Origin of the sequence: Isoptericola halotolerans (genome assembly GCF_003003075.1) — a bacterium.
Lineage (GTDB): Bacteria > Actinomycetota > Actinomycetes > Actinomycetales > Cellulomonadaceae > Isoptericola > Isoptericola halotolerans_A.
Genome location: NZ_PVTX01000005.1, coordinates 34,412 through 46,123, shown reverse-complemented (window position 1 = coordinate 46,123; position 11,712 = coordinate 34,412). Strand labels below are relative to the sequence as shown.

Sequence of the window (11,712 nt, the reverse complement as noted above, 5' to 3'; positions counted from 1 at the left end):
CCGGTCCCTCCGGGACGGCATCTCGGCCGAGCGGTCGGCAGGCCCGCCGGTCTGCCGGGCCCGCGGCTCAGCCGACGGGTGTGACGCCGAGCTGCCTGCCCGCCAGGCCGCGTGCCCGACCGGCCAGCCGGCGCGCCACGTCGCGCAGCACCTGTGCGCCGGGGGAGTCGGGTGCGGTGAGCACCACGGGCGTGCCCTCGTCGCCGCCCTCGCGGACGGACACGTCCAGCGGGATCTGGCCGAGGAGCGGGACCTCGGTGCCGACCGTCTCGGTGAGGCGCTCCGCGACCCGCGACCCGCCGCCGGAACCGAAGATCTCCAGCCGGGTCCCGTCCGGCTGGGCCAGCCACGACATGTTCTCCACGACGCCGACCACGCCCTGCGACGTCTGGGTGGCGATCGACCCGGCGCGCTCGGCCACCTCCGCGGCGGCCACCTGGGGCGTCGTCACCACGACGATCTCGCTGCCCGGCAGGAGCTGCGCCACGGAGATGGCGATGTCGCCGGTGCCGGGCGGCAGGTCCAGCAGCAGCACGTCGAGGTCGCCCCAGAACACGTCGGCCAGGAACTGCTCGAGCGCCCGGTGCAGCATCGGGCCCCGCCACACGACGGGCTGGCCGGCGGGCACGAACATGCCGATCGAGACGACCTTCACGCCGTGCGCGATCGGCGGCAGGAGCATCGAGTCCACCCTGGTGGGCTGCCGGTCGACGCCCAGCATCCGGGGGATCGAGAAGCCGTAGATGTCGGCGTCCAGCACGCCGACGTTCAGGCCGTCGGCGGCCATCGCCGCCGCGAGGTTCGCGGTCACGGACGACTTCCCGACGCCGCCCTTGCCCGACGCGACGGCGAAGACCTTGGTGAGGGAGCCCGCCTGCGCGAAGGGGATCACCGGGTCGCCGGCACCGCCGCGGAGCTGGGACCGCAGGGACTTGCGCTGCTCGGGGGTCATGACGCCGAGCTCGACGTCGACCGTGCCGACGCCCTCGACCCGCGCGGTCGCCGCCGTCACGTCGCGCACCAGCGTCGACTTCATGGGGCACCCGGCGATGGTCAGGTCCACGCCCACCGTGACGTGCGCGCCGGACGTCTCGCCGCCGTCGGCCGCCGTCCCGGTGGTGCTCGCTGCGTCCACCGTGACCGAGCGGATCATGTTCAGCTCGGTCAGGGGGCGGCGGATCTCGGGGTCGACGACGGCGGACAGTGCGTCCCGGACGCGCGCCTCGAGGTCGGGGGTGGGTGAAGCCATGCCCCGATCCTACGGACCGTGACCGGGCGCGAGGGTCGGTGCAGGGGCGCCGTGCGCGCAAATCTAGTCCAGTGGTCTTGATCTGATCCCCGTTCTGTGACTCAATGGCCCGGTGACCAAGTACCACGCCGTGCGTGACCAGATCCTCGACCGCCTCGACACGATGGCGGCCGGGGAGCAGCTCCCGCCCGAGCGCGACCTGGCGCAGAGCCTCGGCGTCTCGCGCATGACGCTGCGGCGCGCCATCGACGAGCTCGTGGTGCGCGGAGCCGTCCGCCGCCGGCACGGCGCCGGGGTCTTCGCCCTCGGGCCCAAGCTGTCGCAAGGCCTCATGGCCAGCTCGTTCTCCGAGGACATGCGGGCCCGCGGGCTCCGACCCGGGGCGCGCACGCTCACCTTCGAGGTCGGCCCGGTCGGTGCTCGCACCGGTCGGCGGCTGAAGGTCGCGGCGTCGGACGACGTCGTGCAGATCACCCGGCTGCGCCTCGCCGACGACGAGCCGATGGCGGTCGAGGAGCTGCACGTCCCGGCCGCTCTGGTGCCCGGCCTGGTGGCGGCCGACCTCGAGGACCGGTCGTTCTACGAGCTGCTGGGCGAGCGCTACGGCATCGTCCTCGCGCGCGCCGTGCAGACCGCCGAGCCGACGGTCGTCGACGCGCAGGAGGCGCGCGACCTCGACGTCCCGGTGCACACGCCCGCCCTGCAGTTCGAGCGGACGTCGTGGGGACGGCACGGCGAGGTGATCGAGTTCGTCCGGTCCGTGTACCGGGGCGACCGCTACAAGATCCGTACGGAGCTGTCGGTCCCCGGCAGCCAGGAGGAGGACCGATGATCGTCGCCGGACTCATGGCCGGGACCTCGGCCGACGCCCTCGACGTCGCCCTGGTCGAGCTCACGCTCGACGAGTCCGACGACACCGCGCCCGGCGGCGAGCTGGCGATGGACGTGCTCGACTTCCGCGAGGTGGAGTTCGACGAGGAGCTCGGGCTCGACATCCTGCGGCTCCTCGAGCCGCGGGACGTGCCGCTCGCGCTGGTGAGCAGCGTCGACACACGGTTCGGGCAGGCGTGCGCGGACGCCGTCGCGGACGCCTGCGCCCGCGCCGGCGTGACGGCGGACCTCGTGGTGATGCACGGCCAGACGGTGCGCCACGACGTCCACGACGGAGCCGTCACGGGGACGTGGCAGATCGGGCAGCCCGCCTGGGTCGCGGAGCGCACCGGCAGCCCCGTGCTGTCCGACGTCCGGTCGCGCGACGTCGCCGCCGGCGGCCAGGGCGCGCCGCTGGCGGGGATGCTCGACCACCTGCTCCTCGCCGGCGCCGACGTGCCGACGGCGGCCCTGAACCTCGGCGGGATCGCCAACGTGACCGTCGTGGCGCCGTCCCGCGACACGGTCGCGTTCGACACCGGACCGGCCAACGCGCTCATCGACGTCATGGCCCGCCGGATGAGCGGCGACCCGCGCGGTGTCGACACCGGCGGCGCCCTCGCGGCGCGCGGCGTCGTCGTGCCGGCGCTGCTCGATGACCTCCTCGCCGAGCCGTACTACGCGCTGCCCGCGCCGAAGTCGACCGGCAAGGAGCTGTTCCACGCCGCGTACCTCGACCGCTTCCTCGCCGCGCACGGCGGCCTGGACGACCACGACGTCATCGCGACGCTCACCACGCTCACCGCACGGACCGTCGCGGACGCGTGCCACCGGTACGGCGTGCGGTCCGTGGTCGCCTCCGGCGGCGGCACCCGGAACCCGACGCTCATGGCGGCCCTGCGTCGCGAGCTGGGCTCCGGCGTGGCCGTCGGCACCACGCACGACGCTCTCGGTCTGCCCGAGGCGGCCAAGGAGGCCTGCCTCATGGCGCTCGTCGGCTGGCTGTCCTGGCACGGCCTGCCGGCCACGCTGCCCAGCGTCACCGGGGCCTCGCACGGCACCGTCGCCGGGAGGTTCACCCCCGGCTCCGCGCCGCTGCGGCTCCCCGAGCCGCGCGACGACGGCCCCCGGCGCCTGCGCCTCGCGCGCTGACCCGAGCACCCTCACCGCTACCCCCCATCGACGCATCCTGACGAAGGAGACACGGCATGCTGCAGACACTCGACCTGCTGGTGATCATCGCCTACCTCGGTGCCACGGCCTGGTTGGGCCTCCGGCTGAGCGGCAAGCAGAAAGGGCTCCAGGACTACTTCCTGGGTGGGCGCAACCTGCCGTGGTGGGCCGTCTGCCTCTCGGTCGTCGCGACCGAGACCAGTGCCCTGACGGTCGTCGGCATCCCCGTGATGAGCTTCTTGGGCGACATCTCCTACCTGCAGGTGGCGCTCGGCTACATCATCGGGCGCGTGATCGTGGCGTTCTTCATGCTGCCGCGCTACTACGACGGTGAGATGGTCACGGCCTACGCCTACCTCGGCAAGCGGTTCGGCCGGAGCACGCAGACGACGGCGGGCGTGACGTTCCTCGTCACCCGCCTCCTGGCCGACGGCGTCCGCGTCCTGGCCGCCGCGATCCCCCTGAAGCTCATCCTCGACGGGATGGGTATCCAGGCGAACTACTTCACGATCATCGTGGTGCTCGCCGTCGTGACGATCCTGTACACGTTCATCGGCGGCATCCGGGCCGTGGTGTGGGTCGACGTCGCGCAGATGTTCCTCTACGTGCTGGGCGGGGTGCTGACGATCATCGTCGTGTCCGTGACGACCGGCGGGGGCTGGTTCGCCGACGCGGCCGACGCGGGCAAGCTCACCATGTTCGTCTTCTCCGGCAACCCGATCTCCGACGCGTCGTCGTTCGTCCCGTCGCTGATCGGTGGCGCCGTGTTCGCGATGGCCTCCCACGGGGCGGACCAGCTCGTGGTGCAGCGCCTGCTGACGTGCCGGTCCAAGGTGGAGGCGCAGAAGGCGCTGATCTGGTCCGGCGTCATCGTGTTCTTCCAGTTCGCGGTGTTCCTGCTCGTGGGCCTCGCCCTCTGGGGCTACTACCAGGGCATGAGCCCCGACCAGCTCGGCCTGACCCGCGACGACGAGGTGTTCCCGAAGTTCATCGTCGAGGGGCTGCCGCAGGGCGTCTCGGGCCTGCTGCTCGCCGGCATCCTCGCCGCCGCGATGTCGACGCTGTCCTCGTCGCTGTCGGCGCTGTCCTCCTCGACGGTCACCGACGTGTACGGACGCTTCAAGAAGACACCCGTCACGGACGCCCAGGGCCTGCGGGTGGGGCGCTGGGCCACGATCGGCTGGGGCCTCGCGTTCATCGCGCCCGCCGCGTTCTTCCGCTCCGACGAGGGCAACATCGTCATCCTCGCCCTCGGCATCGCGGGCATCACCTACGGTGGTCTGCTCGGTGCGTTCGTGTTCGGCATCCTCAACAAGCGGGCGGACGCCCTGGACGCGAACGTCGCGTTCGTCGCCGCCGTCGCCGTCAACGCGTTCTTCTTCGTCATGGAGAAGTTCGTGACCGGCGAGGTGTGGGTGGCCTGGCAGTGGTACCCGTTGCTGGGCGTGATCGTCACGTTCGTGGTCGGCGGGCTGCTGTCGCTGCGCCACCGCACACCGGCCGCCGAGGCGGCCGAGCCCGCACTGACGCGGTGAGCCCCGGCCACCCCGAGACGAGAGAACAGGACGACATGGACACCGACAACCCCGACGCGCTGCCCCCGACGGAGGGGCGCAACCCCGCCACCGAGGACCTCGACGCGCTCGGCACGCTGGAGGTCCTGCGCCTGCTCAACAGCGAGGACCACGTGGCCGTCGGCGCGGTCGCCGCGGTCCTGCCCGAGCTCGCCCGCGTCGTCGACCTCGCGGCCGAGCGGTTCCGGCGCGGCGGGAGCGTCCACTACTTCGGTGCCGGGACCTCCGGACGCCTCGGGGTGCTCGACGCCAGCGAGCTCCTGCCCACGTTCAACCTCGAGCCGGGACGCGTCGTCGGGCACGTCGCGGGCGGGGCTGAGGCGCTGGTGAGCGCCGTCGAGAACGCGGAGGACTCGGTCGAGGACGGGCGCCGCGCCGGAGCCGCCCTCGGGCCCGACGACCTGGCGATCGGTCTGGCCGCGAGCGGGTCCACGCCCTACGTCGGCGGGGCGCTGGAGGCCGCCCGGGCGGGCGGCGCGTACACGGTGCTCGTCTCCAGCAACCCGCGTGCGCCGCTGGCACGGTTCGCGGACACCGACATCGCGCTGGCCACCGGGCCCGAGGCCATCACCGGCTCCACCCGTCTCAAGGCCGGCACCGCCCAGAAGCTCGTGCTCAACGGGTTCTCGACGGCGCTCATGATCGCCGTCGGCCGCACGTGGAGCAACCTCATGGTCTCCGTGGTCGCGACCAACGCCAAGCTGCGCGAGCGGACGGTGCGGATCCTGTGCGAGGCCACGGGGCTGGACAACGCCGCGGCGCACGAGCTGCTCGGCCGGACCGACGGCGACCTGAAGGTCGCCATCGTCGTGGCCCTCGGCGACGTCGACGTCGAGCGGGCGCGCGAGCTGCTGGGGCGGCACGCCGGGGCCGTGCGCGAGGCGTTGCGGGCCGTGCACGCACCGGCGGGAGAGCCGTGACGGTCCTGACGGTCCTGGGCCTCGACGTCGGCGGGTCGGGCAGCCGGGTCGCCCTGCGCCGGTCCGACGGCGCCACCCGCGACGAGCTCACGGGCGGCCCCGTCGAGATCGGGGTGCAGGGCAGCAGCGTGACCCGGGTGGTGCGAGGGCTGCTCCGGGAGGCCGCCGCACGGTGGCCGCGGGAGACGGCGGCGCTGGACGGCGTCGGCGTCGGGGCGACGGGCCTGGCCTCCCTGGTCGAGCACCCCGAGGACCTCGTGGCCGCCGTCGCGCAGGAGGTGTCGGCTCCGGCCGCCGTCGCGGTCGACGCGGTGACGGCGCACCTCGGCGCCCTCGGCGGCGCCGGCGGTGCCGTCGTCGCCCTCGGCACCGGGGCGATCGCCGTCGGGCACGGCGGTCCGGGCAGCGGGACCCGGTGGCGTCGCGTGGACGGCTGGGGCCACCTGCTCGGTGACCGGGGCAGCGGTGCGTGGGTCGGGCGCCAGGGCCTCGAGGCCGCGTTGCGCACGGCCGACGGCATCGACATGGCCGGCGCCGCGCTCCTGGAGGCGGGACGCCGGCGCTTCGGCGAGCCGTCGACCTGGCCGGGCCAGCTCTACCCCCGGCCGGACCGGGCGGGGGTGCTGGCGGCCTTCGCCGCCGACGTCGCGGGACTGGCCACGGCCGGCGACGCGACCGCGCGCGCCGTGCTGGCGGCGGCCGGCGACGCGGCAGCCGTCAGCGTGCTCGCCGCGCTCGGCGACGACCTGCCCCCGCTCGTCGCGCTCACCGGGGGGATGGCGCAGGCCGGGGGAGCGCTCACCGCGGCGTTCGCGGACGGCGTGGCCGCGCGGCGCCCCGACGTCGAGGTCCGTGCCGCGCAGGGCGACCCGCTCGACGGCGCGCTGCGCCTCGCCCGGCTGGCCGCCCAGGGCACCGTCGTCACGCAGGAGGACTTCGTATGGACCTGATCGACGACCTGCGGGCGGCGCTCGGTGGCGACCGGGTGCACGCCCGGGCGATCGACCGGCACGCCCGCGCCCGGGACGCCTCCCACTACCTGCTCGTGCCGCAGGTGGCGGCGGTGGCCGAGGACGCCGGAGCGGTCGCCCGGGCCCTCGGCGTCGCGTCCCGGCACGGCACGCCGGTGACGTTCCGGTCCGGAGGCACGAGCCTGTCCGGGCAGGCCTCCGGCAGCGGGCTCCTGCTCGACACCCGGCGCGGGTTCCGGCGCGTCGAGGTGCTCGACGCCGGCGCGCGCGTGCGGGTGCAGCCCGGCGCGACGGTGCGGGCCGTCAACGCGCGACTGGCGCCGTTCGGCCGGGCGCTCGGCCCCGACCCCGCGAGCGAGGCGGCCTGCACGATCGGGGGAGTCATCGCCAACAACTCCTCGGGCATGGCGGCGGGCGTCGAGCACAACAGCTACCGGACGCTGGAGTCGCTGACGGTGGTGCTCGCGTCGGGCACGGTCGTGGACACGGCAGCGCCCGGCGCGCGGGACCGGCTGCGCTCCGCGGAGCCCGGCCTGGTGGCGGCGCTCGAACGCCTGCGGGACCGGGTGCGCGCGGATCCCGCTTCGGTCGCCGAGATCCGCGAGCGGTTCGCCATGAAGAACACGATGGGCTACTCGCTCGACGCGTTCTGCGACTTCACCGACCCGCTGGACCTGCTTGTCCACCTGCTCGTCGGTTCCGAGGGCACGCTCGGGTTCGTCGCCGAGGCCGTCTTCCGGACGGTCTCCGTGCAGCCCTGCGCCGCGACCGGCCTGCTCGTGCTCGACTCGGTGGAGCGGGCGGCAGCCGCGCTGCCGGCCCTCGTCGGGACCGGTGCCGCGGCGCTCGAGCTGATGGACGCCACGTCGTTGCGCGTGGCCCGCCGTGACCCCGGCGCCCCCGCGGCCGTCCGCGGGTTCGACATCGACCAGCACGCCGCGATCCTGCTCGAGTACCGGGCCGACGACGAGTCGTCCCTGGCCGACCGTGTCGCCGCGGCGGGCGTGGTGCTCGACGCGCTGCCCGCCGTCGTCCCCGTCGAGCTGACCCGCGTCCCGGCCGAGCGTGCCGCGCTGTGGAGCGTGCGCAAGGGGCTCTACGCGGCGGTCGCCGGTGCGCGTCCTCCGGGCACGACCGCCCTGCTCGAGGACGTGGTCGTGCCGGTCGAGAGGCTGGCCGACACCTGCCGGGAGCTGGCTGCGCTGCTGTCCGCGCACGGGTACGTCGACCCGGTGATCTTCGGGCACGCCAAGGACGGCAACCTGCACTTCATGGTGACCGAGGAGATCGGCGACGCCACCGACCCCGCCGCGCTCGACCGGCTGGCGGCGTTCACCGAGGACCTCGTGACCCTGGTGCTGCGTCAGGGCGGCAACCTCAAGGCGGAGCACGGCACCGGGCGCGCGATGGCACCGTTCGTCGAGCGACAGTACTCGGCCGGTCTCGTCGCCGTGCTGCGCGAGGTCAAGCGCGCCTTCGACCCCGCGGGCATCCTCAACCCCGGCGTCGTGCTCACGGACGACCCGCGGGCGCACCTGGCCGACCTCAAGCCGGTCGACCACGTGGACGCCGAGGTCGACCGGTGCGTGGAGTGCGGCTACTGCGAGCCCGTCTGCCCGAGCCGCGACCTCACGCTCACGCCGCGCCAGCGCATCGTGGTGCGACGGGCGCAGGCCAGGGCCGCGGCCGAGGGGGACGAGGCCCTGGCGGCCGAGCTCGCCGAGCAGTTCCGCTACGACGGCGTCGACACCTGCGCCGCCGACGGGATGTGCGCGACGGCCTGTCCCGTCCGTATCGACACCGGCGCCCTGGTCAAGCGGCTGCGCGCCGAGGACCGTGGCGGCGTCGGGCGACGGGCGTGGCGGACCGCCGCCGCGCACTGGGACACGGTGACCGCGGCCGCAGGCACGGGGCTCGACGCGGCGGCCCGGGTCCCCGCACCGGCTGTCCAGGCGCCGAACCGGGCCGCCCGGAGCCTGCTCGGCGACGACGTCGTGCCGCTGTGGTCACCGGACCTGCCGGGCGGCGGGCGAGGGCGCAGCGGCACCCGCGGTGGGACAGGGGTGCCCGGCGACGTCGCCGGGGTGTTCCTGCCGAGCTGCCAGGGGGCGATGTTCGCACCGGGCGAGCCCGGCGGCGACGGCGTGCAGGCGGCGACCGCCGCGCTGTGCGAGGCAGCCGGCGTCGGACTGGTCGTGCCCGCCGGGCTGGACGGTCTGTGCTGCGGCACGCCGTGGTCCTCCAAGGGGTATGCCGACGGCCACGCGGTGATGGCCGAACGCGTGCTGGCCGCGGTCGACGCCGCCCGTGCGGCCGCCCGCGAGCGCACCGGGGCCGACGTCCCCGTGGTGGTCGACGCGTCGTCGTGCAGCGAGGGCGTCGCGGCGATCATGGCCGCCGCGCGCGCGGCCGGGGACCCTCGGGCGGCGGACGTGGTCGACGCGCTCTCGTTCGTGGTGCGCCAGGTGCTGCCGCGCCTGACGGTCGACGACGGGCGCCGGGTCGCGTCGGTCACGCTGCACCCGACGTGCTCGTCGGTCAAGGCGGGGACCGACGGCGACCTGCACACCCTCGCGCGCGCCGTGGCCCGGACGGTCCACGTGCCGGTGGACTGGGCGTGCTGCGGGTTCGCGGGGGACCGCGGGATGCTGCACCCCGAGCTCACCGCGGCGGCCACGGCCGCCGAGGCCGCCGAGGTCGTACAGCTCGCGGCCGCCGAGCACGCCTCCTCCAACCGGGCCTGCGAGATCGCGATGACCCGGGCCACGGGCCGCACGTACCGGCACCTGCTCGAGGTCGCGGCGCAGGTCGTGGGGCCCCGGGCGCGCAGGTGAGCGTGCCCGAGCGGTCGACCCGCGCCGCCACGACGGGCAGTCACCACGTGTAGCCGTCCCGTGGTCCCGTGCGGGATACTGGGCAGATGAGCATGAGTCGTCAGTCCGTCGTGCCCCGCGTGCCGACCCTGCCCAAGGGGGAGGAGATCGCCGCCTACGACTCCTACCTCGAGGCGCAGAAGGCGGTCGACTACCTCTCGGACGAGAAGTTCGCCGTCCAGCACGTCACGATCGTGGGCACCGACCTGCGCATGGTCGAGCGCGTCACCGGTCGGCTCACGTACGGGCGCGTGGCGCTCGCCGGCGCCCTGTCCGGCGCCTGGTTCGGGTTCTTCGTCGGCCTGCTGCTCACCCTGTTCGCGGGCGGGGCGACGAGCGTGCTGCTGGTCGCGCTCGGCCTCGGTGCCGGGTTCGGCCTGATGTTCTCCGTGCTGTCCTACGCGTTCACCGGCGGGCGCCGGGACTTCACCTCCCAGTCGCAGATCGTCGCCTCGACGTACGCGATCCTCTGCGCCCCCGAGCAGGCCGGCGAGGCGCGGCGGATGCTCGCGGGCTCGCCCAGCGGACTCGGCAAGCAGCGCACGCCCGAGCGCCCCGTGGCGCCGGCCGCGCCGGCGGCTCCGGACCCGCGGTGGACCATGCCTGACGGCGCCCCGCGCTACGGGGCGATGCGCCCGGGCGGCACGCAGGCTCCCGGACGGTCCGACGAGGGGAGCGCGCCTGACGCGGGCTCGCGTGACGCGGGGCCGGGTGAGGCGGGCACGAGCGGCTCCTCGACCACCTCGGTGGCCGGCGGCGAGGGGCCGTCGCACCCGCAGCCGCCCGCCACCGGTCCCGACCTGCCCGAGGACCCGTCCCGCACCGGCCCGCAGCCGCCCGCCACCGGTCCCACCGCGGCGCCGGGCCCCTCCGCGGATCCGGACGACCCGTACGCGCCCCCGCGCGACCGGTGACGACCACCGCGCATCGGATCGGCAGGAAGTGACCTGTTCGGCAGGCTTCTCTGCCGAACAGGCGACTTCCTGCCGACGTGAACGGCACGGTGCCGCCGCCGGAACCTGACCACAGGTCCGGAGTGTCCACCGACCGCCAGAGGTCCGTGGTGCGGGCGGGCGAGGTTCGTCAGTCTGCCGGCATGATCCAGCCGGGACAGCTCGTCATCGCGCGTGAGGCGCATCGTCAGCAGCTCGTGCGCGCGGTCCGCCGCGGCACCGCCGAACGGATTCGCGTCGGCGCCTACGTCGGCACCGAGGAGGCGCCCGAGTCGTCGTTCACCGCCGCGCGCCGCCGTGCCGTCCGGCTGGCGGAGGCTGTGCACCGTCAGCTGCGCGCGACCCACTTCTTCAGTCACCAGACCGCGGCCCTGCTGTGGGGGTGCGCTCTTTGGGACACGCCGGAGCAGACCCACCTGTGGCAGGCCTATCGCCCGTCGGGCAGGGCGGCCGCCGATCTTCGCCGTCACACCGGTGTCATCGCACCCGGACAGCAGGCCCGGGCCGCCGGCCTGCCCGTGACGTCGCTCGAGCGCACGGTCGTCGACTGCGCTCTGGCCATGCATCCCCTGGAGGCGCTCGTCGTCGCCGACTCCGCGCTCCGTCTCGTCCCGGCACTCGACGTGGACGCGGCACGCTCGATCCTGGCCACCGTCACCAGGCGCAACGGGACCCGCCGTGCCCGATGGGTGCTCGACCACGCGGACGCCGGCGCCGAGTCACCGTGGGAGACCTGGATCCGCTACGTCTGCCTCCGGGTGTCCATGCCGCGGCCCGTCACGCAGGTTCCCGTGCAGACCCGCCGGAGGATGTACCACTGCGACCTCGGCTGGCCCGACCACGGTGTCTACGTGGAGTTCGACGGGCGGGTGAAGTACGTCGACGACGGAGTGCGTCGCGGCCACGACGCCCGCCGGGAGATCGAGCAGGAGAAGCGGCGGGCCGATGCGCTCCACGAGGCCGGCATCCATCCGATCCGCTTCATGGCTGCGGACGCAGCGCCACGGCGAGGGGAGGAGTCGGTGGTGCAGCGCATCGCCCGACAGTTCCCGGCCGGGATGGTCAGGGGCTTCCGGACGGTTCCGTTCCTGCCGCCTCCGCCCGCGACTCGGTTCGGCACGAGGTGACC

At 74.6% G+C, this 11,712-nt stretch carries 9 protein-coding genes; 8 read left to right on the top strand and 1 reads right to left on the bottom strand.

The features are described from left to right. Nucleotides 1–67 precede the first annotated feature (67 nt). Complete coding sequence (locus tag BCL65_RS08425) at nucleotides 68–1,249, bottom strand: Mrp/NBP35 family ATP-binding protein (protein ID WP_106267038.1); 1,182 nt, start codon at nucleotides 1,247–1,249, stop codon at nucleotides 68–70. Nucleotides 1,250–1,361: 112 nt separating this feature from the next. On the opposite strand from BCL65_RS08425, the gene BCL65_RS08420 reads away from it, so the two are divergent. The 8 genes from BCL65_RS08420 to BCL65_RS08385 all read left to right on the top strand — a co-directional run bounded on the left by BCL65_RS08420 (nucleotide 1,362) and on the right by BCL65_RS08385 (nucleotide 11,710). Beyond that, nucleotides 1,362–2,081, top strand: a complete 720-nt coding sequence (locus BCL65_RS08420) for a GntR family transcriptional regulator (protein ID WP_106267036.1) — start codon at nucleotides 1,362–1,364, stop codon at nucleotides 2,079–2,081. Further along, entirely contained in the window at nucleotides 2,078–3,271 is a 1,194-nt protein-coding gene (locus BCL65_RS08415) for an anhydro-N-acetylmuramic acid kinase (protein WP_106267034.1), read from the top strand. Before BCL65_RS08420 ends, BCL65_RS08415 begins: the two co-directional genes overlap by 4 nt. 56 nt (nucleotides 3,272–3,327) lie before the next feature. Then, nucleotides 3,328–4,827, top strand: coding sequence for a sodium:solute symporter (locus tag BCL65_RS08410; RefSeq protein ID WP_243400947.1), 1,500 nt, complete (start codon nucleotides 3,328–3,330; stop codon nucleotides 4,825–4,827). A 35-nt stretch (nucleotides 4,828–4,862) separates the two neighbouring features. Beyond that, nucleotides 4,863–5,786 carry an N-acetylmuramic acid 6-phosphate etherase gene (gene murQ, locus BCL65_RS08405; RefSeq protein WP_106267032.1) on the top strand — a complete coding sequence of 308 codons (924 nt, stop codon included), beginning with the start codon at nucleotides 4,863–4,865 and terminating at the stop codon, nucleotides 5,784–5,786. Further along, nucleotides 5,783–6,736: a BadF/BadG/BcrA/BcrD ATPase family protein gene (locus BCL65_RS08400; RefSeq protein ID WP_106267030.1), complete on the top strand. Its 954-nt coding sequence runs from the start codon at nucleotides 5,783–5,785 to the stop codon at nucleotides 6,734–6,736. Before murQ ends, BCL65_RS08400 begins: the two co-directional genes overlap by 4 nt. Next, nucleotides 6,727–9,591 carry an FAD-binding and (Fe-S)-binding domain-containing protein gene (locus BCL65_RS08395; RefSeq protein ID WP_106267028.1) on the top strand — a complete coding sequence of 955 codons (2,865 nt, stop codon included), beginning with the start codon at nucleotides 6,727–6,729 and terminating at the stop codon, nucleotides 9,589–9,591. The genes BCL65_RS08400 and BCL65_RS08395 overlap by 10 nt, the downstream gene beginning before the upstream one ends. Before the next feature lie 86 nt (nucleotides 9,592–9,677). Then, nucleotides 9,678–10,544 carry a general stress protein gene (locus tag BCL65_RS08390; RefSeq protein WP_106267026.1) on the top strand — a complete coding sequence of 289 codons (867 nt, stop codon included), beginning with the start codon at nucleotides 9,678–9,680 and terminating at the stop codon, nucleotides 10,542–10,544. A 182-nt stretch (nucleotides 10,545–10,726) separates the two neighbouring features. Beyond that, nucleotides 10,727–11,710, top strand: a complete 984-nt coding sequence (locus tag BCL65_RS08385; protein ID WP_106267024.1) for a hypothetical protein — start codon at nucleotides 10,727–10,729, stop codon at nucleotides 11,708–11,710. The last annotated feature ends 2 nt before the right edge of the window (nucleotides 11,711–11,712 follow it).